The sequence below is a fragment of the Mycobacterium zoologicum genome (assembly GCF_020181635.2).
Classification (GTDB): Bacteria; Actinomycetota; Actinomycetes; order Mycobacteriales; family Mycobacteriaceae; genus Mycobacterium; species Mycobacterium zoologicum.
This window is the reverse complement of the sequence record NZ_JAYJJS010000012.1, coordinates 26434-49514: the sequence shown is the minus strand read 5'-3', so window position 1 is coordinate 49514 and position 23081 is coordinate 26434. Positions and strand designations below refer to the sequence as shown.

Sequence of the window (23081 nt, the reverse complement as noted above, 5' to 3'; positions counted from 1 at the left end):
GACGACGACGCTAGCAGGACCGTCAGCCGAGTTCAGCCAGCTCGAGTCGGGTGTCGCCGTAGCGCCGTTCCGGCCAGGCCTGCCAGCCGTCGGGCCACCCCACCGCGGGACTCGACGACGCCCGCTCGATCACCACGACGGTGCCCGGCCCCACCCAGCCGCCCGCCGTCAACAGCCCGGGCAGGGCGTCGATGTCGGCCGCAGCCACTTCGTAGGGCGGATCGGCCAGCACCAGATCCACCGGAGCCGGTGTCCCGCCGGCCAACACCGCTGCGACGGCACCACGGCGCAGCGTGGCACCGGGCAGTCCCAGTGCGGCGATGTTGCCGGCCAGCACCTCGGCGGCCCGGCGGTCGGATTCGACGAACAGCGCCGCCGACGCGCCGCGCGACAACGCTTCCAGACCCAGCGCCCCCGAGCCCGCATACAGGTCCAGCACCGTCATCCCGGTCAGATCCAGGCGGGCGTCGAGCACGTTGAACAACGCCTCGCGGACCCGGTCGGTGGTCGGCCGGGTGCCGCGCGGAGGAACCGCGATGCGCCGCCCACCGGCCGCACCGCCGACGATGCGGGTCAGCTCAGCACCACCAGCAGGTCGCCGCCCTCGACCTGCGCGGTCCCCGAAACCGCCACCCGTGCCACGGTGCCATCGGCCGGTGCGGTGATGGCGGCCTCCATCTTCATCGCCTCGATAGTGGCGATGGTCTGGCCGGCACTGACCTTCTCGCCTTCGGCCACCCCGATGGTGACGACCCCGGCGAAGGGTGCGGCGATGTGGCCGGCCTTGGTGCGATCGGCCTTCTCTGCCACCGGCACCTCGCTGGCGATGGCACGGTCGCGCACCTCCACCGGGCGCAGCTGACCGTTGATGATGCACATCACCGTGCGCATGCCGCGCTCGTCCGGCTCGGAGATGGCCTCCAGCCCGATCAGCAACTCCACCCCCTGCTCCAGCCGGACCCGGTGCTCCTCCCCTTGGCGCAGCCCGTAGAAGAACTGATTCGCCGAGAGCTGCGAGGTGTCGCCGTAGAGTTCGCGATGCGCCTCGAATTCCTTGGTGGGACCGGGAAACAGCAGCCGGTTCAGCGTCGCCTGGCGCTTCGGCCCGGACAGCATGAGCACGGATTCGTCCTCCGGCGACAATGGCTGCACCCCTCGGGCCGGGTCGCGGCCCTCCAGCGCCTTGGTGCGCAACGGTTCCGGCCAGCCGCCAGCCGGCTCGCCCAGTTCGCCGCGCAGGAATCCGATCACCGAGTCGGGGATGTCCACCCGCCCCGGGTCGGTCGCGAACTCCTGCGCGGTGACGCCGGCCCCTACCAGCGCCAGAGCCAGATCGCCGACCACCTTGGAGCTCGGGGTGACCTTGATCAGCCTGCCCAGCACCGCATCGGCTCCGGCGTAGTTGGCCTCGATCTCCTCGAATCGATCCGCCAGACCGAGTGCTTTGGCCTGCTGGTGCAGATTGGACAGCTGGCCGCCCGGGATCTCGTGGCGGTACACCCGGCCGGTCGGCCCGGCCAGCCCGGATTCGAACGGCGCGTATACCTTTCGCACGCCTTCCCAGTACGGCTCCAGATCGCACACGGCCTCCAGCGACAGGCCGGTGTCATAGGCCGTGTTCGCCGCGGCGGCCACGATCGAGCTGAGCGCGGGCTGGCTGGTGGTGCCGGCCAGCGGCCCCGACGCCCCGTCCACGGCGTCGGCGCCGGCGTGCCAGGCCGCCTCATAGGTGGCCAGCTGACCGCCTGGGGTGTCATGGGTGTGCACATGGATCGGCAGGTCGAAGCGGCTGCGCAGCGCCCGCACCAGAGTGGTCGCCGCCGCGGGCCGCAGCAGCCCGGCCATGTCCTTGATGGCCAGCACGTGCGCGCCGGCGGCCACGATCTGCTCGGCCAGCCGCAGGTAGTAGTCCAGGGTGTAGAGATTCTCGGCCGGATTGGTCAGGTCGCCGGTGTAGCACATGGCGACTTCGGCTATCGCACTGCCGGTTTCGCGTACCGCGTCGATCGCCGCTTGCATCGAGTCGACATTGTTGAGTGCGTCGAAGATCCGGAAGATGTCAATACCGGTCGCGGTGGCCTCGGCCACGAACGCCGAGCACACCAGTTCCGGGTACGGCGTGTAGCCGACGGTGTTGCGGCCCCGCAGCAGCATCTGCAGACAGATGTTGGGCAGTGCCTCCCGCAACACCGCCAGCCGCTCCCACGGGTCTTCCTTCAAAAACCTCAGCGCCACATCGTAAGTCGCACCACCCCAGCACTCCATCGACAGCAGTTGCGGGGTAGTCCGGGCGATGTGGGGCGCAACGTTGAGCAGCCCCTTGGTGCGCAGCCGGGTGGCCAGCAGTGACTGGTGCGCGTCCCGGAACGTCGTGTCGGTGACCCCCACAGCCGGCGACTCCCGCAGCCAGCGGGCGAAGCCGTCTGGTCCGAGTTCGGCCAACCGCTGCTTGGAACCGGGCGGCGGTGGGGCGGACAAGTCCACCGGGGGTAGCTTGTCGCGCGGGTAGGCCGCCGACGGCCGCGCGCCGTGCGGCTGGTTGACGGTGACGTCGGCCAGGAAGGTCAGGATCTTGGTGCCGCGGTCCGCTGAGGAACGCGCGGTCAGCAGCTGCGGACGTTCATCGATGAACGACGTGGTGAGGTGCCCGGCACGAAAGTCCGGATCGTCGAGAACCGCCTGCAGGAAGGGGATGTTCGTCGACACCCCGCGGATACGGAACTCCGCGATCGCGCGGCAGGCCCGCTTGACCGCGATGGAGAAATCCCGGCCCCGGCAGGTCAGTTTGACCAGCATCGAGTCGAAGTGCGGGCTGATCTCCGCACCCAGGTTCGTGCCGCCGTCGAGCCGGATGCCCGCGCCGCCCGGGCTGCGGTAGGCGGTGATGCGACCGGTGTCGGGCCGGAAACCGTTCGCCGGGTCCTCGGTGGTGATCCGGCACTGCAACGCCGCGCCGTGCACCACGATGTCGTCTTGGCGCAGACCCAGATCGGCCAGGGACTCCCCGGCCGCGACCCGCAGCTGAGCCGACACCAGATCGATGTCGGTGATCTCCTCGGTTACGGTGTGCTCCACCTGGATTCGCGGATTCATCTCGATGAAGACGTAGTGGCCGCGCTCGTCGAGCAGGAACTCCACGGTACCCGCGCAGCTGTAACCAATGTGGCGGGCGAACGCGACGGCGTCGGCGCAGATCCGGTCCCGCAAAACTGGATCCAGGTTCGGCGCGGGAGCCAGTTCGACGACCTTCTGATGCCGGCGTTGCACGCTGCAGTCCCGCTCGTATAGGTGCACCACGCTGCCGTGCGTGTCGGCCAGGATCTGCACCTCGATATGGCGCGGGTTGATCACCGCCTGTTCAAGATAGACCGTCGCGTCGCCGAACGCCGACTCTGCCTCCCTGCTGGCGGCTTCGACGGCCTCGGCCAGCCCGTCGAAGTCGGCCACCCGGCGCATTCCGCGGCCACCCCCGCCGGCGACCGCCTTGACGAACAGCGGGAAGGTCATATCGGCTGCGGCGGAAACCAATTCGGCAACCGACCGGGACGGCTCCGAGGACACCAGTACCGGCAGACCGGCCTCGCGTGCGGCGGCCACCGCGTGGGACTTGTTGCCGGCCAGCGCCAGCACCGCCGCGCTCGGACCGACGAAGGTGATGCCGGCTTCGGCGCAGGCCTGCGCCAGCCGTGGGTTCTCCGAAAGGAAACCGTACCCGGGATACACCGCGTCGGCGCCGCATCGCTTGGCCGCGCCGACGATCGCCTCCACCGACAGATAGCCGCGCACCGGATGGCCCGGTTCGCCGATCTGATAAGACTCATCAGCCTTGAGCCGGTGCACCGAATTACGGTCCTCATAGGCATAGACCGCAACCGTCTCGATCCCGAGCTCATAAGCAGCACGAAACGCCCGGATAGCGATCTCCCCGCGGTTAGCCACCAACACTTTGGAGATCACAGGGCACCCCTTACAACAGCGTCAACCAGTAGTCCTGAAATCTGATGAATACCAACAGGAATAACGCGATAAACCATAACGCAACAAGGGTCCACCGCCATCGGTGTAAATGCTGCGAATTAAAGCGTTGCGCATCGGGCCGGCGTGCAAATCCTGCGAATACCACCAGCAGCGCCATGGTGACCGCCCAGACGACCATGCAGTACGGGCACACTGCGCCGATCCGGTACAGGCTCTGGAAGATCAGCCAGTGCACGAACCCGGCACCGGCCAGCGTCCCGAGCGTCAGGCCGAACCAATACCACCGCGGCAACTCGATTTTCGCGACCGCCAGCACCCCGGTGACCGCCACCACGGTGAACGCCACGATCCCCATCAGCGGGTTGGGGAAACCGAACACCGATGCCTGCGGGGTGGCCATCACCGGCCCGCAGGACAGCACCGGGTTGAGATTGCACGACGGTACGTACCCCGGATCGGCCAGCAGCCGGATCTTCTCCACGGTCAGCGTGAGCGAGGCCACCAGGCCGATGACCCCGGCGATCAGCACCGCCCAGGCGCGGCCCATCGGGGCCGGCGACAGTGACGGTTCGACCGGCGGTGCCGCGATGGTCACGACTCCTTGGCCGTAGCTTCCATACCCGGCACATCTCCGACGATCTCCCGGATCTTGGCGACCAGATCCTCCGGGGTCGACGGCCGGTAGTCCTCGCCGTTGATCCGCAGCGTGGGCGTGGCGTGGATGCCGCCGGCCCGGGCCATGCCGTCGACCAGCTTGAGGTATTTACCGCTGTTGATGCAGGCCGGAACGCTGCCGCCGGCGCCCGCCTGGCGGGCCAGCTCGATCAGACGGTTGTTGTCCGGGAAGGTGGTGTCGGTCTCCTCGGGCTGCATTTCCTTGGTGTAGAGCGCGGTGTGGAACCGGCGGAACGCGTCGTTGCTCTCGTCGGCCACGCAGTAGGCCGCGGCACCGGCGCGCATCGAGTAGTCGTCACGGCCGGTCACGATCGCGACCATGTGGTAGTCCGCGGCGATGGCGCCGCTGTCGATCAGCCGCGACACGGTCGGGCCGAACGCCCGCTCCAGGTTGCCGCACGCCGGGCAGAGGAAGTCCTCGTAGAACTCCAGCACGGCCTTGGGCTCGCCTGTGCCGTCCTTGGTGACCAGCTTGGCCGAGGTCACCCGAATAGCCTGGTTGGCGCCGTCGCGCTTGTGGTTGTTGGACAGCACGATGTAGCTGATCAGGCCGACCGCGAAGATCACCACGACGGCGATGAGACCGATCTGCATGGCGAGGTTGCGCTTGTGGTCGTTGGCCCGCAGGCCGGAGGCTCCGGGGCGTTTGGGTTTGCTGGCCACTGTCGGTTGGTCCTCGTCTTCGGTGGTGGGTTTGCGGTTCAGCCTACCGGCGCGTGCCAGAGGTCTCAGCTGCGGCTGAGGTGTGCCCGCAACGCCGAGATGAGCTCGGCGGTTGCCGCCGCGCTGCCACCGCCGAGCGGGAACAGGTTCATGAAAGCGTGCGTCATCGACCTCATCTGGCGCAGGTCGACCTCAACCCCGGCCTCACGCAGCGCCGTCGCGAACTGTTTTCCTTCGTCGTGCAGCGGATCGAATCCGGCGACCGCAACCAGCGCGGGCGGCAGTCCGGACAAGTCGCCGGCCAGCAACGGTGACACCAGAGAGTCGGTCGGATCCACCTGTGAGCCGTCGAGATATTGGGCGGTGAACCAGTCGATGTCGTGCTTGGTCAGCAGGAAACCTTCGCCGAACAGGGTGCGCGAGCGGGTTACTGCGGTGCAGTCGGTCACTGGGTAGAGCAGCCACTGCAGAATCGGCGCCGGGCCGGCGTCGTCGCGTGCCAGCAACGCCACCGCGGCGGCCAGGTTGCCGCCGGCACTGTCCCCGCCCACCGCCACCTGTCCGGGCAGGCCGCCCAGCTGCTCGGCGTGGTCGTAGGCCCAGCGAAACGCCGCGTAGGCGTCGTCGACCGCCGCGGGTGCAGGATGCTCAGGCGCCAGCCGGTAGTCGATCGACAGCACCACGACGTCAGCGTCCCGACAGGTGAGCCGGCACACCGCATCGTGGCTCTCGAGGTCACCGAGTACGAACCCGCCGCCGTGGTAGAAGACCAGCAGTGCCTTGGCGCCGCCGCCGGCCGGCCGGTAGTGCCGGGCGGCGATCTCACCGGCCGGGCCGGGCAGTGTGATGTCGCGCACCTCGACGCCGCGGATGCCACCGCCGCCCAGCCCGACGGCCAACTCACCCAATTGGGCCCGCGAGGCCGCTACGTCGTCGCCGACGACGAGGCCGTTGACACCCATGGCGCGCTGCGCGACCAGGGTCAGCTGCAGCGTGGGATCCAAGGTGTTGCCGTCGACGGTCACCGACCGCACGCCGGTCATCAGCCGCTGCACTCCGATCGGCAGCCACGGCATCGCCTTCATCCCGACATTCATGGCGGTGCTCTTGAGCCGGTGAGTCCACCGCGGAGCGGGACCCGAGTCGCCTGGCAGACTGCCTGACATGACTGCTCGAAATGATTTGCGCATGGTCACGCTCAACGACGGTAATTCGCTACCCCGCCTGGGTTTCGGGGTTTTCCAAATTCCGGCCGCCGACGCCGAGCAGGCGGTCGCCACGGCACTGGCCGCCGGGTACCGCCACATCGACACAGCGGCGATATACGGCAATGAGCGTGAGGTCGGCGCCGCGGTGCGTTCCAGCGGGGTGCCACGCGAGGAGATCTCCGTGGTGACCAAGGTGTGGAACGCCGATCAGGGCTACGACACGGCGCTGGCGGCGTTCGACAAGAGCATGGCGCGCCTGGGCCTGGACTACCTGGATCTCTACCTCATCCACTGGCCGCTGCCGGCGAGCGGCAAATTCGTCGACACCTTCCGGGCGCTGGCCCACCTGCGCGATCAGGGCCGGATCCGCTCGATCGGGGTCAGCAATTTCGCACCCGAACATCTCCAAACGCTGATCGACGGGACCGGCATCGTGCCCGTGGTCAACCAGGTCGAACTGCACCCCCGCTTCAGCCAGGCCGAATTGCGGGAAGTGCACGCCCGGTTGGGCATCGCCACCGAGGCGTGGGCGCCGCTGGGGCAGGGCGCACTGCTGGAGAACCCGACGGTGACCGAGGTCGCGCAGCGTTGCGGCAGGACATCGGCGCAGGTGCTGATCCGCTGGCATCTTCAGCTGGGTAATATCGTGATTCCGAAATCAGTCAGCCCTGAGCGCATCGTGAGTAACTTCGACGTCTTCGACTTCGAACTCGGCAATGCCGAGATGGCCGCGATATCCTCGCTCGACGACGGCACCCGATTGGGACCGGATCCACGCACGTTCGATTACACAGGTAGGTGAGATGACGCCGGGTACTTCGATCCCCTCCGTCGCCCTCAACGACGAGCACACGATGCCGACTCTGGGCATCGGGGTGGCCGAGCTCTCGGAGGCCGAGACCGAGCGGTCGGTCTCGGCCGCACTTGAAGCGGGGTGCCGGCTGATCGACACCGCCAAGGTGTACGGCAACGAGGAGGCCGTGGGCCGGGCCGTCGCCGCGTCGGGCGTCCCGCGTGACGAACTGTTCATCACCACCAAGCTGGCCAACGCCGACCACGGCGTCGACGCCGCCATCGCGGCCTGCCAGTCCAGCCTGGAGCGGCTCGGCATGGACTACGTGGACCTGTATCTGATCCATTGGCCGGCTCCGGCGCTGGGCCTCTACGTCGACAGCTTCGGCGGGCTGATCCAGGCCAAGGAACTGGGCTGGGCCCGCTCGATCGGGGTGTGCAACTTCACCGCGGAGCACCTCAGCGACGTCACCGACCTGGCCTTCGAGACCCCGTCGGTCAACCAGATCGAGCTGCACCCGCTGCTCAACCAGGCCGAGCTGCGGGCCTTCCACGCCGAGCGCGGGATCGTCACGCAGGCTTACAGCCCGCTCGCGGTGGGCCGGTTGCTCGACCACCCGACCGTCACCGCAATCGCCGGCGAGTACGGCAAGACACCGGCGCAGGTGCTGATCCGGTGGAGCCTGCAGTTGGGCAACTCGGTTATCCCCCGCTCGGCCTCCCCGGAGCGCATCGCCTCCAACCTGGACGTGTTCGGGTTCGAACTCGCCGACGAGCACATGAGCACCCTCAACGGGCTCAACGACGGCACCCGGGTGCGTGAGGACCCGCTGACTTACACCGGTATCTGATCGGCGCTCAGCGGGTTCGGCGGTTGATCCGCTCCACCAGCCGGGCCCGTACCTGCGGCCACTCCTGGTCGATCACGGAGTAGACCATCGTGGTCCGCCACGAGCCGTCGGCGCGGCGGGCATGGCGGCGCAGCGCACCCTCCTCGGTCGCCCCGATGGCTTGCACCGCACGCCGGGAACGCTCGTTCTTCTCGTCCACATTGAGTTCCACCCGAACCGCACCGAGGCGCTCGAAGCAGTGGTCGAACAGCAGCAGTTTGGATTCGGAGTTGATCGCCGACCCGCGGACCCGGGAGGTCAACCAGGTGTAGCCGACGGTCACCCGGCGGTGCACCTCGCTCATGTTGTAGATCGACGTGGTCCCGACGATCTCGCCGGTTCCGATCTCGATCTGGGTCAGCACCTGCCGGCCGGATGCCAGCGGTTCAGCGAGCCTCGACGAAGGAGAGGCGAAGCTGGGACCGCTGCTCAAACCCAGTGCTTCGGCCACGGATTCTTCGGTGGGCGGGCCGGATTGGCTGCCGTAGAGGAAATACCGGGTGGTCTCGACGTCGTAGGCCCGTGCCAGGCCGTCGACGTCGGCGAGCACGGTCGGGCGCAGCAGCACCCGTTCACCGCGCAGGGTCGGCGTGGTGGTCCAGTGGTCGATCGCCATGCATTCCCCGTTCGGTCGGGCAGCTATCCCGTCGGACATGTCGCCGAGGCCCGGCGCAGCTCCTCGGCCGACGGCTGATCGAGACGTAACCCGTAGCCCCGCACGACGGCAATGTAGGCGACGGCGTACTGGCACGCGAATGATTTATTCGGCGGCATCCACTGTCCGGGCCCGGCGTCTCCTTTGTCCTGGTTGCCCTGCCCGGCGACCGCCAGCAGGTTGGCCGGGTCGTTGGCGAAGCGCAACCGCTGGCGATACGGCCATGCCGAAGCGCCCATATCCCAGGCGTAGGACAACGGGACGATGTGGTCGATCTGTACTGCCTCACCGATTTTGGCGCCGCGGGTGAAGGAGACCGTGGCATTGGTGTAGGGGTCGTGCAGGGTGCCGGTGGCCACCGCCTCGGGGCAGCGCTTGGTCCAGACGTGGGTGATGTCGACGAGGTCCCTGTTGAGGATGTCGTCGCGGGTGTCGCAGCCGTTGTGCCCGCCCGGCGCGTCGTTGTCGTCGTCCCAGGCATCGCCGAACACCGAGCGCCGGTAGTCGAAGCGGTGCGTGCGGACCGGAACCACGGTGATCCCGGCCAGCACGTCGGTGCCGGCTGCCACGGTGGGCATGCCGGCCATCGCGGCGGCGGTGTGGTTGCTCCTGACCACCGCCGACACGGTCTGGTACGCCACGATCACGGCCAGCACCGCGGCAACGGCCAGCCACACCAGGGCCTTGCGGTTCGTCATGCCTTGTCCAGGTATTCGATGTCGGTGAAAGGTGCTGCCAGCGCAGCCAGTCCGGGATCGGTGGGATCGATGTCCCAGGCGTGGGTACAGAAGGACCTCGCCGCCTCGATCACCTCGCCGTGGTCGGCCACCGACAGCAGCTTCAAACCTCCTCGCCATCCGGACTGGTTACGCCCCAAAACATCTCCCTCGCCGCGTTCTCGCAGATCCAAGTCGGCCAGGGCGAACCCGTCCAGGGTCGCCGCGACCGCCTCCAGTCGCCTTCCGGCTTTGGAGCCCTGCCGGCTGGAGGTCACCAGCACGCAGAGGCTGGCGTGTTCGCCCCGGCCGATCCTGCCACGCAGCTGGTGCAGCTGGCTGATGCCGAACCAGTCGGCGTCGGAGATCAGCATGACGGTGGCGTTGGGTACGTCGACGCCGACTTCGATGACCGTGGTGCAGACCAGCACGTCGACCGTGCCGGTACGGAACGCCGTCATCACCGCATCCTTCTCGTCGCCGGTGAGCCGGCCGTGCATCAAGCCCAGCCGCAGCCCCGACAACGGCCCGGCCCGCAGCTTGTCGAACAGTCCCACCGCGGTCTCCGAGGTTCGGCCGCCCTCGGCCTGGCCGCCCTCGACGGCCGCGTCGGGCTTGGGCACCTCGTCGGCCTCGTCGATGCGCGGCGCCACCACGTAGGCCTGCCGCCCGGCCGCCACCTCGTCGCGCACCCGCGCCAACGCCCGGCCCAGCCAGACCGGTTTCTCCTTGGCGTAGATCACCGAGCTGGCGATCGGCCTGCGGCCGCGCGGCAGCTCACGCAGCGTGGAGGTCTCCAGGTCGCCGTAGACGGTCAGCGCGACGGTCCGCGGGATGGGAGTCGCCGTCATCACCAAGAGGTGCGGTGTGATACCCGCCGGGGCCTTGGCGCGCAACTGATCTCGCTGCTCGACGCCGAACCGGTGCTGTTCGTCGACGACCACCAGGCCCAGGTTGTCGAATTCGACCGCGTCGACCAGCAGGGCGTGGGTGCCGACGACGATGCCGGCTCGGCCGCCGGCGATCTCGGCCCGGGTGAGTTTCTTGGCGGCCGCCGACATCGACCCGGTGAGCAGCGCCACCCCGGTGGCGTGGTCGGTACCGCCGAGCTGACCGGCGAGCGCGAGCGGGCCCAGCATGTCGCGTATCGACCGGGCATGTTGGGCGGCAAGGACTTCGGTGGGCGCCAGCAGCGCGCACTGATAGCCGGCATCGACCATCTGCAACATGGCCAGCAGCGCAACGACCGTCTTGCCGGAGCCCACCTCCCCCTGCAGCAGCCGGTTCATCGGGCGGGACGCCGCCAGCTCGGTGCCCAGCACACCGAGCACCTCACGTTGCCCGGCGGTCAGCTCAAAGGGCAACCGGCCCAGCATCTCCGCCGCCAGGCCGTCGGTGCGCGCGACGGCCGGCGGGCCGGACTCCGACAGTTCGGAGTTGCGCCGCATCGCCAGCGCCCACTGCAGGCCGAAGGCCTCGTCGACGGCCAGCCGATCGCGCGCTCGGTCGCGTTCGGCCGCGCTCTCCGACAGATGGATCGCCCGTAGCGCTTCGTCCTCGCCGATCAGCCCGCGCTCGGTGCGCACCACGGCCGGCAGCGGATCGGGTACCGGCTCAAGGACATCGAGCACCTGGCGCACGCAGTTGAAGATCTCCCAGCTCTGCAGTTTGGCGGTCGCCGGATAGATCGGATAACAGCTGCGCTCGAACTCCGACTGCAGTACTTCGCCGCTGATCTTCTGGGAGGCATCGGCGATGTTGCGCAGCGAGTCACTGCCAAAATTGCGTTGCTGTTCCCCACCGTCGGCTTCCTTGAGCACCAGGAAGTCCGGATGGGTGAGCTGGATGGCGCCCCGATACAGCTTCACCTCGCCGGACAGCATCACCCGGGTGCCCTTGGTCAGCCGCCAGCGCAGGCCTTTGGGGTTGAAGAACGTCGCACTGACCTTATTGCGGCCGGTGCCGACGGTGACGGCGAGGAATTTTCCCTTGCGGCGCTGCATCTCCACCAGCTGTGCGGTCTCGATGGTGTCGACGATGGTGATGTGGTCGCCTTCGACGGGACGGCTGTCGGATGCGCCGCGCACCCCGGTCCCCTCGACGTAGCTGCGCGGGTAGTGCCCCAACAGGTCGCCGACGGTACGGATGCCGAACGCATCGTCGAGCTTGTCGGCGGCCTCGGAGCCCAGGATGAAATCCAGTCGATCGCGCAGCGTCACCATCGCTACTCGACCCCGATCAGCAGTGCGTCCCCCCGATGCCCGGTGAAGTAGACCGCCAGTTCGATGCCGGGGTGCTCATCGTGCACGTGCTTGGTCAACACATCGACAAGCTCGCCGTCGAAGCCCGCTCCGAACAGCACCGTCACCAGGTCGCCGCCGGCCGCCAGCAGCAGATCGATCAGGCCGATGGCGGCCGAGGCGACATCGCGAGCCACGATCAGCACCTCGTCACCGGCGATGCCCAATCCGTCACCGGGGCGGCAGGTGCCGGCCCAGGTCAGCGCCTGCTCGGTGGCCACCCGCACCGAACCGTGCCGGGTGGTGCCCGCCGCGCGGGCCATCGTGTAACCGTCGTCCACCACCGGGCGGCCCTGATCGTGCACCGCCAGCGCGGACAGGCCCTGCACCATCGACCCGGTCGGGACCGGCACCACGTCGATTCCCCAGCCGATGGCCGCGGTGCAGCCGGCCACCAGTTCCTCGGCGGCGACGTAGCCGTTGGGCAGCAGCATCACCTGGGCCGCCCCGGTGTCCACCACGGCCCGCAGCAGCTGCTGAGCGGTGATCATCATGGCCGGATCGGCAGTGTGCGGGTCGGGCCGCAGCACGCAGGCGCCCTCGGACTCGAACAATCCCTCGGCCCCGTCGCCGTCGACGACGGCCAGCACCGCACGTTCGCGAGCCCAGCTGCCCGGCGGCGGCCCGGTGGCGCCGGCCAGCGCCGAGACCTGGATGCGCCGCGGCCGGCCGAACTCCAGGCCGGCCTCGACCGCGGCCCCGGCGTCATCGGTGTGCACGTGCACCGAATACCCGCCGACCACCCCAGACGTAGCGATCGCCACCGATTCACCGAGCTGGCACAGCCGTTCCCGCAGCATCTCGGTGTCTTCGGGCGCGCAATCGCCGAGCAGGTACATCACCTCGAACTGCGGTGCGGGTTGTTCCGTGCAGGCCGCCGGTGTGCGGGGCCGCGGCGACGCCTGATAGACCGGCCGCACCGGGGCTTGACCGGTGATCGTGGAGCGCAGCGCGTCGAGCAGCACCAGCAGGCCGCGGCCGCCCGCGTCGACCACCCCGGCGTCGGCGAGCACATCGAGCTGTTCGGTGGTCTTGTCCAGCGCGTCGGCGGCGGCGTCGGTGGCAGCGGTGATCGCCACGCCCAGCCCGTCGGCCGCGGTACGGTCGGCGGCCGCGGCGGCGGCGGCCAACACCGACACGATGGTGCCCGGCACCTCCCGGCCACCCATCGAGGCGACCACCAGCTCGACCCCGTGCCGCAGCCCGGCGCCGAGCAGCACGGCATCGATGGCGGTGACGGCGGTGTCACGGTTGTCCGGGGCGGTCACGTCGGCCAGGCCGCGCAGAATCTGCGACAGGATCACCCCGGAGTTGCCGCGCGCCCCGTGCAGCGCCCCCGACGACAGGGCGGCCGCGACTCGGGACACCTCGCCGGCGGCGGCCACAGTGTTGGCCTCGGCCAGGGCCGAACGCATGGTGAACAGCATGTTCGTGCCGGTGTCGGAGTCGGCGACCGGGAAGACGTTGAGCTGGTTGATCTCGTCGGTGTGGGTGATCAGGTCGCCGACGGCCGTGTGCGCCCAGTCCCGCAGGGCGGCCGCGTCCAGCCGACGATCGAGGTTGCCCACCGCCACCCAACCTTCCTGCCGGCACCTCCGGTGCCGCCAGCCTAATCACTGCCGCCGACGGGCCCGAGTAGGGCGTTTTGGTTGTTGCGCGGCCCGGCGGGTATCCTGATCAGGTTGTCGGGCCACCCACTTTCGGTCGTTGGCCCTCAAGCAAGAGTTTTGAGGAGTGTCACATATGGCTGCCGTGTGCGATATCTGCGGAAAGGGCCCGGGCTTCGGCAAGTCGGTGTCCCACTCGCACCGTCGGACCAGCCGTCGGTGGGACCCGAACATCCAGGTCGTGCACGCCGCCCGTCCCGGTGGCAACAAGCAGCGCCTCAACGCCTGCACCTCGTGCATCAAGGCCGGCAAGGTCACCCGCGGCTAGGACCGTTCTTCCCTCGGGTCTTCCCTCGGGCTCAGCGTGCGTGTCTGTCCGCGACACGCCGGGCGCGACGGTACCGCTGCGCACGCTCGATTGACGATTAATCCAGCCGCCAGTCGATCGGCTCGGCACCCAGCCGCCCCAGCAGTTCGTTGGCGCGGCTGAACGGCCGCGACCCGAAGAACCCCCGCGACGCCGACAGCGGCGATGGATGCGGTGATTCGATCGTGCGGCAGTTCTCGTTCAGCATCGGCTTGAGCGTCCCCGCGTCACGACCCCACAGGATCGCCACCAGCGGCTGCGGCCGGGCCACCAGCGCCCGGATCGCGCACTCGGTGACGGCCTCCCAACCCTTACCGCGGTGCGCGGCGGGCTTGCCGGGTTGCACGGTCAGCACCCTGTTGAGCATCATCACGCCACTCTTCGCCCACGGGCTCAGGTCACCGCACGCCGGCGCCGGATGCCCGAGGTCCTGGGCGTATTCGCGGAAGATGTTGTCCAGGCTGCGCGGCAGCGGACGCACGTCCGGCGCCACCGAGAAACTCAGCCCCATGGCGTGTCCTGGGGTCGGATACGGGTCCTGGCCCACGATCAACACCCGGACCGCATCAAACGGAAACGTGAAGGCGCGCAGCACGTTCTGCCCCTCGGGCAGATAGCCCCGGCCCGCGGCGATCTCCTCACGGAGGAACTTCCCCATGACGGCGACCTGATCGGCTACCGGAGCCAGGGCCGCGGCCCAGCCCTCTTCGACGAGTTCGTTGAGCGGGCGTGCGGTCATCGCCGCTGAGCCTAGCGGCTCAGCCGTGGAACGACTGCCAACCGGTGGCGCCGCCCCACGCGGTCCCGTCGACCAGCACCCGCCCCGGCCCGTCGGTCACCCGCCCGATCACCCGCCAGCCATCGGGCACCGCGGCGGGGAACACCGCCACCAGCGCATGGTCTTCTCCCCCGCCCAGCACCCATGACCACGGGTCCGCACCGGCTGCGGCGCCGGCCGCGGCCAGTGCCCGGTGATCGTCGGCCAGCCCCGCGGTGGACACGTCGATGGTCACCGCCGACGCGACGGCCAGGTGCCCCAGATCGGCGATCAGGCCGTCGGAGACGTCGGTCATGGCCTGCGCACCCGCGGCCGCGGCGATCGCCCCCTGCCCGTAGGGCGGCGCCGGGGCCAGATGACGCCGCCGCAGTTCGTCGAAGCCACCGATGTCATTGCGCCACAGCTCATATCCGGCCGACGAACGTCCCAGCTCACCGGTGACCGCCACCGTTGACCCGGCCCGCGCCCCGGACCGCAGCACCGGCGCCCGGCCGGCCAGATCCCCGAGCACCGTCACCGAGACCACCCAGGAATCGGCCTGCACCAGGTCACCGCCGACCACGCCCGCGCCCAGCCGACCGGCTTCGGCCCACATCCCGTCGGCCAGTGCGGCGGCGTCGCCGGCCGGGGTGTGCGCCGGGGCGCCGAAAGCGACGACGAACGCGGTGGGACGCGCACCCATCGCCTCGATATCGGCGGCGTTCTGCGCGATCGCCTTGCGGCCGATGTCGTGCGGGGTCGACCAGTCCAGCCGGAAATGCCGGCCCTCGACGAGCATGTCGGTGGAGATGACGGCGCGTCCGTCGGCGCAGCGCACCACCGCTGCGTCGTCACCGGGACCCAACTCGGTGGTGGTGGGCTGGCGGCGGCCGGACACCAGCCGGTCGATCATGGGAAACTCACCAAGCTGACCCAGCGTGGGCTCGTTACCGCGCACAGCCACCGAGTTTAGATGCGACCGAAGGGAACGCAGGCCTTGAGCAATCCGGAGACCGACGGGCCACCGCGCGCCGTGCTGATCGCCGCGCTGGTGGTGGCCGTGGTCGCGGTGGGTGCCGCGCTGGCGTATGCGGCGGCGCGCCAGTCCGGCGAACCACCCACCGGGCCGATCCCGCTGGCCACGGTGCCCGCCCCGCACGCCGAAGGCGCGGCCTGCCGCTCCGTGCTGGACGGCCTGCCGCCGCAGCTCGGCGACTTTTCCCGTGCCGAACTCTTGGAGCCGGCACCGGCGGGCGCGGCGGCCTGGACGGCCGGCGGTGGCCGGTCGGTGGTGTTGCGCTGCGGGCTGGACCGGCCGGCCGACTTCGTGGTCGGCTCACCGATCCAGGTCGTCGACGCGGTGCAGTGGTTCGAGGTCCGCGAAGGTGACCGCGCCACCTGGTACACCGTCGATCGACCGGTGTATCTGGCGTTGACGCTGCCGCCGGGATCGGGTCCGGCACCGATCCAGGAGCTGTCGGATCTGATCGCCGCTTCGGTGCCCGCGGTGCCGATCAAGCCGGGGCCGGCGCGCTAACGCAGGCCCACGCCGCGCGCCAACGCGGTGTCGACCATGGTCGCCAACAGCGTCGGGTAGTCGACACCACTGGCCGCCCACATCCGCGGGTACATCGAGATGGTGGTGAACCCGGGCATGGTGTTGATCTCGTTGATCACCGGGCCGTCGTCGGTGAGGAAGAAGTCGACCCGGGCCAGGCCTTGCCCGTCCAGCGCCGCAAACGCCCGAATAGCCAAGTGCCGCAGCTCCTCTGCGGTATCGTCATCGATCTTGGCGGGCACGTCGAGCTCGGCGGCGTCATCGAGGTACTTGGTGGCGAAGTCGTAGAACGTGTCGTCGCGATCCCGCACGCCGGCCACCCGGATCTCCCCCACCGTGCTCGCCGCCACCGTGCCGTCGGGGAATTCGAGCACACCGCACTCGAGTTCGCGGCCGATGATCGCGGCCTCGACGATCACCTTCGGGTCGTGCCGGCGCGCCTCGGCGATCGCGGCCGGCAGATCGGCGAGATCGGCCACCCGGCTCACCCCGATCGATGACCCGCCGCGTGCCGGTTTGACGAACAGCGGCAACCCCAGCCGCTGCTGGTCGGCGGTCGACAGCGTCGACTGCCCGGGCCGCAGCACGGCGTAGGGGCCGATCGGCAGGCCCTCGGCGGCCAGCAGCTTCTTGGTGAACTCCTTGTCCATCCCGGCGGCACTGGCCAGCACTCCGGCACCCACGTAGGGCACCCCTGCCAGCTCCAGCAGCCCCTGCACCGTGCCGTCCTCGCCGTAGGGTCCGTGCAGCACCGGGAACACCACGTCCACCGAGCCCAGCACCGCGGTGGGCCCCGGCGTCCCGGCCGGCAGCGCGATGAGCTGGCCGGCCCGTTGCGGATCGGCCGGCAGCGCCAGCTCGGCTCCGGAGGCATTGGTGACCGCCGGCAACTGCCGGTCGTTGATCGCCAGCGCGGCGGGATCGCCGTCGGTGAGCACCCAGGCGCCTTCCGGGGTGATGCCCACCGTGATGGCCTCGAAACGGGCCGGGTCCAGGTTGCGCAGGATGCTGCCCGCCGACACGCAGGAGATGGCGTGCTCGCTGCTGCGGCCGCCGAACACTACGGCCACCCGGATGCGTTCGTGGGAATTCACACGCCAGAGGGTACCGGCCGGTCAGCAAGGCTCGACGAAGGAGAGGCGCAGCTGGACCGCCCCATCAGGTCCGGCCGGCCCGCCGCGCCCGCTTACTCCGGCTTGGTGCTGCGCCCCAGCAGGCGCGCCACCGCCTCGTTGACCGACGAGCCCTTGTGGCAGACCCGGTGCACAGCGTCGGTCAGCGGCATCTCCACGTCATAGCTCGACGCCAGCGCCAGCACCGACTGACACGATGTCACGCCTTCGACCACGTGACCGTCTGCGGTACTGGCCAGCCCGGTCGCTCCCGGAGCCGGGGGCATGACCTCGCCGCGACCGAGCCGTTGGCCGAACGATCGGTTACGCGAGTGCGGCGACGTGCAGGTGGCCACCAGATCGCCCACCCCGGCCAGTCCGGCCAGCGTGGCGCCCTTGGCGCCGAGTGCGACACCCAGGCGGATGATCTCGGCCAGGCCGCGGGTGATGATCGCCGCCGCCGTGTTCTCCCCCAGGCCCACCCCGGCGGCCATCCCGCAGGCCAGTGCGATGACGTTCTTGCACGCACCACCGATCTCGGTGCCGATCACATCGGCGTTGGTGTACGGCCGGAAGTATCCGGTGTTGAGCATCCGCTGCAGTGCCACCGCGCGGCCGGAGTCGGTGCAGGCGACCACGGTTGCGGCGGGCTGCTCGGCGGCGATCTCGGCTGCCAGGTTGGGGCCCGACACCACCGCGACCTGGCTGGTGTCGACCCCGGTCACCGCGGCGATCACCTGGCTCATCCGCATCAGGGTGCCCAGTTCGATGCCCTTGGCGACGCTGACCAGGGTGGCGCCGTCGGCCACCTGCGGCGTCCACCCCTCGAGATTGGTCCGCATGGTCTGTGCCGGCACGGCCAGCACCACGGTGGTCAGCCCGTCGAGCGCCTCGGCCGCGTCAGTGGTGGCACGCACCCGATCGGGCACCACGAAACCCGGCAGATAGTCCGGGTTCCGGCGAGTCTCGTTGATCTGCGCGGCGATGTCGGACCGGCGTGCCCACAGCCTGACGTCACTGCCCGCATCGGCGAGCACCTTGGCCAGGGCGGTACCCCACGCTCCGGCCCCCATCACCGCGACGGTGCCCTCGGTCCCGACCATTTCGCACCACCTCCCTCTAGGCGCATCACCCTAACTCGGTGCGGACACTCCAGCCGCCGAACCCGACGCTGGCAGGATGTGAGTTGTGAACTCTGTGGCCGAGGAAACCGGTATCGGCCTGATCATCGCCGTCAAGCAACTCGGCGTTGCCAAGACCAGGCTGGCGCCGGCATTTCCGGCACCGCAGCGCGAGGCCGTGGTCTTGGCCATGCTGGTCGACACCATCAGCGCGGCACTTCACGCCCGCGGGCTGGCGCACATCACCGTGGTCACCCCCGATGAGGCCGCCGCTGCAGCCGCCGCCGAGCTGGGCGCTGAGGTGCTGGCCGATCCGACTCCGGACGGTCACGCCGATCCGCTGAACAACGCACTGGCCATCGCCGAACGAGCGGTGGCTTCCTCGGTTCCGAATATCGTTGTCTTGCAGGGTGATCTGCCGGCACTGCAAACGTATGAACTCGACGAGGCGATCAACGCGGCGCGGGCCCACCCGCGCAGTTTCGTTTCCGACCGGCACGGAATGGGCACCGCGGCGCTGTTCGCGTTCGGCGCCCCGCTGCACCCGATGTTCGGCAGGAATTCATCTACGCGACACCGGGAATCGGGTGCGCTGGAACTGACCGGGGCCTGGCCCGGACTGCGCTGCGACATCGACACCCCCGATGACCTGGCGGTTGCCCGGCAGCTCGGCGTCGGGCCCGCGACTTCACGTGCGTTGGCTCGCCATTAGTCCGAATGGACCCGGTAGCGGCAGGATCGCCGATGCGCCATGATTTCGGAGTGGACGAAATCGAAGCCGGCAGACTCGCCGAGCCCAGCATCGACGAGGTCGACTGGCATCCCAGTGACGTCGCCCCTGCGGCACCTCCCGCGGCCACCCCGGCCGCCGCCACCCAACCGGCCGAAGCCGACGACGAACTGCCCGCGCATCGCTACCTCAACCGCGAACTGAGCTGGCTGGACTTCAACGCCCGCGTGCTGGCCCTGGCCGCCGACACGTCGCTGCCGTTGTTGGAGCGGGCCAAGTTCCTGGCGATCTTCGCCTCGAACCTCGACGAGTTCTACATGGTCCGGGTCGCCGGGCTCAAACGCCGTGACGAGATGGGCCTGTCAGTGCGCTCGGCCGACGGGCTGACCCCGCGCGAACAACTGCGCCGGATCGGCGAGCAGACCCAGCAGATCGCCACCAGCCATGCCCGGGTGTTCCTGGATTCGGTGCGCCCGGCGCTGGCCGCCGAGGGCATCCACATCGTCACCTGGGCCGACCTGCTGCCGGCCGAACGCGACCAACTGTCGACGTACTTCACCGAGCAGGTGTTTCCGGTCCTGACGCCGTTGGCGGTCGATCCCGCGCACCCGTTCCCGTTCGTCAGCGGCCTCAGCCTGAACCTGGCGGTCACGGTCAAGCGCCCCGAGGACGGCGGCAGCCACTTCGCACGGGTCAAGGTCCCCGACAACGTCGACCGTTTCGTCGTGCTCGAGGCACGCGCCGACGGCGGCGACGGGGCGCGCGAGGTCCGCTTCCTGCCGATGGAGGAATTGATCGCAGCGTTCCTGCCGGTGCTCTTCCCCGGCATGGAGATCGTCGAGCATCATGCGTTCCGCATCACCCGCAACGCCGATTTCGAGGTCGAGGAGGACCGCGACGAGGATCTGCTGCAGGCCCTGGAGCGCGAGTTGGCGCGGCGCCGGTTCGGTTCACCGGTTCGTCTCGAGGTCGCCGACGACATGACCGAGAACATGCTGGAGTTGCTGCTGCGTGAACTCGATGTGGACCCTGGCGACGTCGTCGAGGTGCCCGGGCTGCTGGATCTGTCGGCGCTGTGGCAGGTCTACGGCCAGGACCGTCCGGACCTCAAGGACCACACCTTCGTGCCGGCCACTCACCCGGCGTTCGCCGAACGGGAAACGCCCAAAAGCATTTTCGCCACCCTGCGGGAGGGCGATGTGCTGGTGCACCATCCCTATGACTCGTTCGCCACCAGCGTGCAGCGGTTCCTCGAACAGGCCGCCGCCGACCCGGGCGTGCTGGCGATCAAGCAGACGCTGTACCGCACCTCGGGTGATTCACCGATCGTCACCGCGCTGATCGACGCCGCTGAGGCCGGCAAGCAGGTGGTGGCACTCGTTGAGATCAAGGCCCGGTTCGACGAGCAGGCCAACATCAAGTGGGCGCGCAAGCTGGAGAAGGCCGGCGTGCACGTGGTGTACGGGCTGATCGGGCTCAAGACCCACTGCAAGGTCGCTCTGGTGGTGCGCCGGGAGGGCTCGGCGATCCGACGGTACTGCCACATCGGCACCGGCAACTACAACAGCAAAACCGCCCGGCTCTACGAGGACGTCGGGTTGCTGACCGCCGACCCGGACATCGGCGCCGACCTCACCGACCTTTTCAACTCCCTGACCGGATATTCGCGCAAGGTCGCCTACCGCAACCTGTTGGTGGCCCCGCACGGCGTCCGGGCGGGGATCATCGAACGCATCGACCGTGAGATCGCCGCGCATCGAGGCGCCGGCGCCGGGGCGGGCAAGGGCCGGATCCGGCTCAAACTCAACTCGCTGGTCGACGAGCAGGTGATCGACGCACTCTATGGGGCGTCGCGGGCCGGCGTCCGGGTCGAGTTGGTGGTGCGCGGGATCTGCGCGCTGCGACCGGGAGTCGAGGGGTTCTCCGAGAACATCGTCGTGCGTTCGATTCTGGGCCAGTTCCTGGAACACTCCCGGATCATCCACTTCCAAGCTCTCGACGAGTACTGGATCGGCAGCGCCGACATGATGCACCGCAACCTGGACCGGCGGGTGGAAGTGATGGCCCAGGTGAAGAATCCGCGGTTGACCGCGCAACTCGGCGAGGTGTTCGACTCCACCATGGATCCGTCGACTCGCTGCTGGGAGCTCGGCCCCGATGGTCAGTGGACAGCCCGGCCTCGGGCAGGTGCAACGGTGCGTGATCACCAGGCGTCGCTGATGGAGCGGCATCGCAACCCCTGATTCACCAAACGCCGTCCAGCAGGCCCGAATTGACCGGCAGGAGTTGCAAGGTGCCCAACCACTCGTCGTCGAACGGCTCGGCGCCGGAGGATCGGATCGTTCACGCTGCCGGCGCTGTGCTCTGGCGGCGTCGTCGCAAGGCCGTTGAGGTGGCGCTGATTCACCGCCCCCGCTACGACGACTGGTCACTGCCCAAGGGCAAAGTCGACCCCGGTGAGACCGCACCGGTGACGGCGGTACGGGAGATCCTCGAGGAGACCGGCCAGTTCGCCTGCCTGGGGCGCCGGTTGGGATCTGTCAGCTATCCGGTGCAGCAGGGCGTGAAAAAGGTGTGTTACTGGAATGCGCGCGCCCTGGGCGGTGACTTCGTGCCGAATCACGAAGTCGACGATCTGGTCTGGCTCTCGCCCGAGCACGCGATGAAGGAGCTGCAGTACCCTTACGACCGGAAGATCTTGCGGCGGTTCACCAAGGCGCCAGCCGATACCCAGACGGTGCTGATCGTGCGGCACGGCAGTGCCGGCCGCCGGGCCCGGTTCTCCGGTGATGACACCCTGCGCCCGCTGGACAAGAAGGGCCGGGCGCAGGCCGAGGCCCTGGTCTCTCAGTTGATGGCGTTCGGCGCCGCCGAGGTCTACGCGGGCGATCGGACGCGATGCCACCAGACGATGGAGCCGCTGGCCGCCGAACTGGGGGTGCCGGTACACAACGAGCCGGCGCTGACCGAGGAGGCCTACTCCCGCGACCCGAAGACCGCGCGTCACCGAGTACTCAAGATCGCCCGCCAGGGCGGTACCCCGGTGATCTGTACGCAGGGCAAGGTGATTCCGGATCTGATCGCCTGGTGGTGCGCGCGCGACGGAGTGAGCCCGGATAAGTCCCGTAACCGCAAGGGCAGCACGTGGGTGCTGTCACTGTCCGGTGGTCGACTGATCGCCGCCGACCATCTCGGCAGTCCGCTGGCGGCGCCGGTACCGGTGTGAAAAACCGAGCGCCGCGAGGGTATCCCCCGCGGCGCTCGGCCAGTGATGTTGTTACTTACGGCCTTTTCGGGCCGTGGCCTTCTTGGCCGGAGCCTTCTTGGCGGCGACCTTCTTGGCCGGAGCCTTCTTGACCGCGGCCTTCTTGGCCGGAGCCTTCTTGACCGCGGCTTTCTTGACCGGAGCCTTGGTAGCGACCTTCTTGGCGGTCACCTTCTTGGCCGGAGCCTTCTTGACGGCGACCTTCTTGGCGGCCACCTTCTTGGCGGCGGCCTCCTTGGCCGGAGCCTTGGCCGCGGTCTTCTTGGCAGCCGCCTTCTTGGCCGGAGCCTTCTTCGCGGCCTTCTTGGCGGTGCCACCGCCGGCGGCACCGGCACCGCGCTTGACGGCCAGCCCGTCCGACGGGACACGCTGCGCGCCAGACACAATCGCCTTGAACTGCGCGCCGGGCCGGAAGGCGGGAACCGACGTCGGCTTCACCTTGACCGTTTCACCGGTGCGGGGATTGCGGGCGACGCGCGCAGCGCGGCGACGGCGTTCAAAGACACCGAACCCGGTGATGGTGACGCTCTCACCCTTGTGGACGGCGCGCACAATGGCATTGACGAAGTGCTCGACGGCTTCGGTCGCCGACCGGCGGTCGGTGTCCAATTCCTTTGTGAGAACCTCGATGAGCTCTGCTTTGTTCATCCAATCCCTCCGAGACCAGTGGCCCTACTTGAGCCGACT

General features: G+C 69.0%; 21 protein-coding genes. 7 read left to right on the top strand and 14 right to left on the bottom strand.

The genetic code is table 11. The annotated features are described in order from the left end of the window. Positions 1 to 22 precede the first annotated feature (22 nt). The 5 genes from rsmD to K6T84_RS11725 all read right to left on the bottom strand — a co-directional run bounded on the left by rsmD (position 23) and on the right by K6T84_RS11725 (position 6482). Positions 23 to 577: a 16S rRNA (guanine(966)-N(2))-methyltransferase RsmD gene (gene rsmD / locus K6T84_RS11745; protein WP_224865850.1), complete on the bottom strand. Its 555-nt coding sequence runs from the start codon at positions 575 to 577 to the stop codon at positions 23 to 25. Further along, a complete protein-coding gene (locus K6T84_RS11740; RefSeq protein ID WP_225400319.1) occupies positions 574 to 3957 on the bottom strand; it encodes a pyruvate carboxylase in 3384 nt (1127 codons plus the stop codon). Before K6T84_RS11740 ends, rsmD begins: the two co-directional genes overlap by 4 nt. Positions 3958 to 3967: 10 nt before the next feature. After that, complete coding sequence (locus K6T84_RS11735; protein WP_225402034.1) at positions 3968 to 4525, bottom strand: vitamin K epoxide reductase family protein; 558 nt, start codon at positions 4523 to 4525, stop codon at positions 3968 to 3970. Positions 4526 to 4569: 44 nt separating this feature from the next. After that, positions 4570 to 5316, bottom strand: a complete 747-nt coding sequence (locus K6T84_RS11730) for a DsbA family protein (protein WP_304621267.1) — start codon at positions 5314 to 5316, stop codon at positions 4570 to 4572. 65 nt (positions 5317 to 5381) lie between these two features. After that, positions 5382 to 6482 carry an alpha/beta hydrolase gene (locus tag K6T84_RS11725; protein ID WP_225400320.1) on the bottom strand — a complete coding sequence of 367 codons (1101 nt, stop codon included), beginning with the start codon at positions 6480 to 6482 and terminating at the stop codon, positions 5382 to 5384. Between the two features lie 22 nt (positions 6483 to 6504). Between K6T84_RS11725 and K6T84_RS11720 the strand changes: the two genes are divergently transcribed. Both K6T84_RS11720 and K6T84_RS11715 read left to right on the top strand, forming a co-directional pair. Further along, positions 6505 to 7326, top strand: a complete 822-nt coding sequence (locus tag K6T84_RS11720; protein WP_408066098.1) for an aldo/keto reductase — start codon at positions 6505 to 6507, stop codon at positions 7324 to 7326. Between the two features lies 1 nt (position 7327). Next, on the top strand, positions 7328 to 8167 hold the full coding sequence (locus K6T84_RS11715) for an aldo/keto reductase (protein WP_225400322.1): 840 nt from the start codon (positions 7328 to 7330) through the stop codon (positions 8165 to 8167). A gap of 7 nt (positions 8168 to 8174) precedes the next feature. Here the strand turns inward: K6T84_RS11715 and K6T84_RS11710 are convergent, their stop codons facing one another. From K6T84_RS11710 to fakA, 4 genes are read right to left on the bottom strand one after another with little or no spacing between them, the layout of a single operon-like run. Further along, complete coding sequence (locus K6T84_RS11710; RefSeq protein WP_224861334.1) at positions 8175 to 8822, bottom strand: GNAT family N-acetyltransferase; 648 nt, start codon at positions 8820 to 8822, stop codon at positions 8175 to 8177. 23 nt (positions 8823 to 8845) lie between these two features. Next, positions 8846 to 9559: an HNH endonuclease family protein gene (locus K6T84_RS11705; RefSeq protein ID WP_224861336.1), complete on the bottom strand. Its 714-nt coding sequence runs from the start codon at positions 9557 to 9559 to the stop codon at positions 8846 to 8848. Further along, entirely contained in the window at positions 9556 to 11799 is a 2244-nt protein-coding gene (gene recG / locus K6T84_RS11700; protein WP_225400323.1) for an ATP-dependent DNA helicase RecG, read from the bottom strand. The genes K6T84_RS11705 and recG overlap by 4 nt, the downstream gene beginning before the upstream one ends. 2 nt (positions 11800 to 11801) lie before the next feature. Then, entirely contained in the window at positions 11802 to 13445 is a 1644-nt protein-coding gene (gene fakA / locus K6T84_RS11695) for a fatty acid kinase ATP-binding subunit FakA (protein WP_225402036.1), read from the bottom strand. Positions 13446 to 13620: 175 nt separating this feature from the next. Here fakA and rpmB point away from each other — a divergent pair, with 175 nt between their 5' ends. Further along, complete coding sequence (gene rpmB, locus K6T84_RS11690; protein WP_085266574.1) at positions 13621 to 13812, top strand: 50S ribosomal protein L28; 192 nt, start codon at positions 13621 to 13623, stop codon at positions 13810 to 13812. 97 nt (positions 13813 to 13909) lie between these two features. Here rpmB and K6T84_RS11685 read toward each other — a convergent pair whose 3' ends face one another. Then, the gene (locus K6T84_RS11685) at positions 13910 to 14590 is read right to left on the bottom strand and encodes a uracil-DNA glycosylase (protein ID WP_225400324.1); all 681 of its coding nucleotides are present in this window, start codon (positions 14588 to 14590) and stop codon (positions 13910 to 13912) included. Positions 14591 to 14609: 19 nt separating this feature from the next. Next, positions 14610 to 15521, bottom strand: coding sequence for a thiamine-phosphate kinase (locus K6T84_RS11680; protein WP_255612540.1), 912 nt, complete (start codon positions 15519 to 15521; stop codon positions 14610 to 14612). A 60-nt stretch (positions 15522 to 15581) separates the two neighbouring features. Between K6T84_RS11680 and K6T84_RS11675 the strand changes: the two genes are divergently transcribed. Next, positions 15582 to 16145: a DUF3515 domain-containing protein gene (locus tag K6T84_RS11675; RefSeq protein WP_224861345.1), complete on the top strand. Its 564-nt coding sequence runs from the start codon at positions 15582 to 15584 to the stop codon at positions 16143 to 16145. On the opposite strand, the gene K6T84_RS11670 is transcribed toward K6T84_RS11675, so the two are convergent. Beyond that, the gene (locus K6T84_RS11670) at positions 16142 to 17260 is read right to left on the bottom strand and encodes a D-alanine--D-alanine ligase family protein (protein WP_224861347.1); all 1119 of its coding nucleotides are present in this window, start codon (positions 17258 to 17260) and stop codon (positions 16142 to 16144) included. The two genes, K6T84_RS11675 and K6T84_RS11670, sit on opposite strands and share 4 nt — an antisense overlap. Before the next feature lie 92 nt (positions 17261 to 17352). Further along, the gene (locus K6T84_RS11665; RefSeq protein ID WP_224861349.1) at positions 17353 to 18381 is read right to left on the bottom strand and encodes an NAD(P)H-dependent glycerol-3-phosphate dehydrogenase; all 1029 of its coding nucleotides are present in this window, start codon (positions 18379 to 18381) and stop codon (positions 17353 to 17355) included. Positions 18382 to 18466: 85 nt separating this feature from the next. Between K6T84_RS11665 and cofC the strand changes: the two genes are divergently transcribed. Genes cofC through mutT1 form a run of 3 tightly spaced genes read left to right on the top strand, consistent with a single transcriptional unit; the run spans position 18467 to position 22355 of the window. Further along, positions 18467 to 19111 (top strand): 2-phospho-L-lactate guanylyltransferase, encoded by a 645-nt coding sequence (cofC, locus tag K6T84_RS11660; protein ID WP_224861351.1) that lies wholly within the window; start codon positions 18467 to 18469, stop codon positions 19109 to 19111. A gap of 32 nt (positions 19112 to 19143) precedes the next feature. Continuing rightward, complete coding sequence (locus tag K6T84_RS11655) at positions 19144 to 21372, top strand: RNA degradosome polyphosphate kinase (protein WP_224861353.1); 2229 nt, start codon at positions 19144 to 19146, stop codon at positions 21370 to 21372. Positions 21373 to 21422: 50 nt separating this feature from the next. Then, on the top strand, positions 21423 to 22355 hold the full coding sequence (mutT1, locus tag K6T84_RS11650) for an 8-oxo-(d)GTP phosphatase MutT1 (protein ID WP_304621268.1): 933 nt from the start codon (positions 21423 to 21425) through the stop codon (positions 22353 to 22355). Positions 22356 to 22406: 51 nt separating this feature from the next. Here the strand turns inward: mutT1 and K6T84_RS11645 are convergent, their stop codons facing one another. Next, positions 22407 to 23042: an HU family DNA-binding protein gene (locus K6T84_RS11645; protein WP_329786683.1), complete on the bottom strand. Its 636-nt coding sequence runs from the start codon at positions 23040 to 23042 to the stop codon at positions 22407 to 22409. Positions 23043 to 23081 lie beyond the last annotated feature (39 nt).

Excerpts from the sequence above, each read along its gene's own strand:
- K6T84_RS11735 (WP_225402034.1), bottom strand. The coding sequence starts at position 4,525 with ATGGGCCGCGCCTGGGCGGTGCTGATCGCCGGGGTCATCGGCCTGGTG.
- K6T84_RS11675 (WP_224861345.1), top strand. The coding sequence starts at position 15,582 with ATGCGACCGAAGGGAACGCAGGCCTTGAGCAATCCGGAGACCGACGGG.
- K6T84_RS11715 (WP_225400322.1), top strand. The coding sequence starts at position 7,328 with ATGACGCCGGGTACTTCGATCCCCTCCGTCGCCCTCAACGACGAGCAC.
- K6T84_RS11645 (WP_329786683.1), bottom strand. The coding sequence starts at position 23,042 with ATGAACAAAGCAGAGCTCATCGAGGTTCTCACAAAGGAATTGGACACC.
- K6T84_RS11680 (WP_255612540.1), bottom strand. The coding sequence starts at position 15,521 with ATGATCGACCGGCTGGTGTCCGGCCGCCGCCAGCCCACCACCACCGAG.
- K6T84_RS11665 (WP_224861349.1), bottom strand. The coding sequence starts at position 18,381 with ATGGTCGGGACCGAGGGCACCGTCGCGGTGATGGGGGCCGGAGCGTGG.
- K6T84_RS11685 (WP_225400324.1), bottom strand. The coding sequence starts at position 14,590 with ATGACCGCACGCCCGCTCAACGAACTCGTCGAAGAGGGCTGGGCCGCG.
- K6T84_RS11705 (WP_224861336.1), bottom strand. The coding sequence starts at position 9,559 with ATGACGAACCGCAAGGCCCTGGTGTGGCTGGCCGTTGCCGCGGTGCTG.
- K6T84_RS11655 (WP_224861353.1), top strand. The coding sequence starts at position 19,144 with ATGCGCCATGATTTCGGAGTGGACGAAATCGAAGCCGGCAGACTCGCC.
- K6T84_RS11725 (WP_225400320.1), bottom strand. The coding sequence starts at position 6,482 with ATGTCAGGCAGTCTGCCAGGCGACTCGGGTCCCGCTCCGCGGTGGACT.
- K6T84_RS11720 (WP_408066098.1), top strand. The coding sequence starts at position 6,505 with ATGGTCACGCTCAACGACGGTAATTCGCTACCCCGCCTGGGTTTCGGG.
- rpmB (WP_085266574.1), top strand. The coding sequence starts at position 13,621 with ATGGCTGCCGTGTGCGATATCTGCGGAAAGGGCCCGGGCTTCGGCAAG.
- K6T84_RS11710 (WP_224861334.1), bottom strand. The coding sequence starts at position 8,822 with ATGGCGATCGACCACTGGACCACCACGCCGACCCTGCGCGGTGAACGG.
- recG (WP_225400323.1), bottom strand. The coding sequence starts at position 11,799 with ATGGTGACGCTGCGCGATCGACTGGATTTCATCCTGGGCTCCGAGGCC.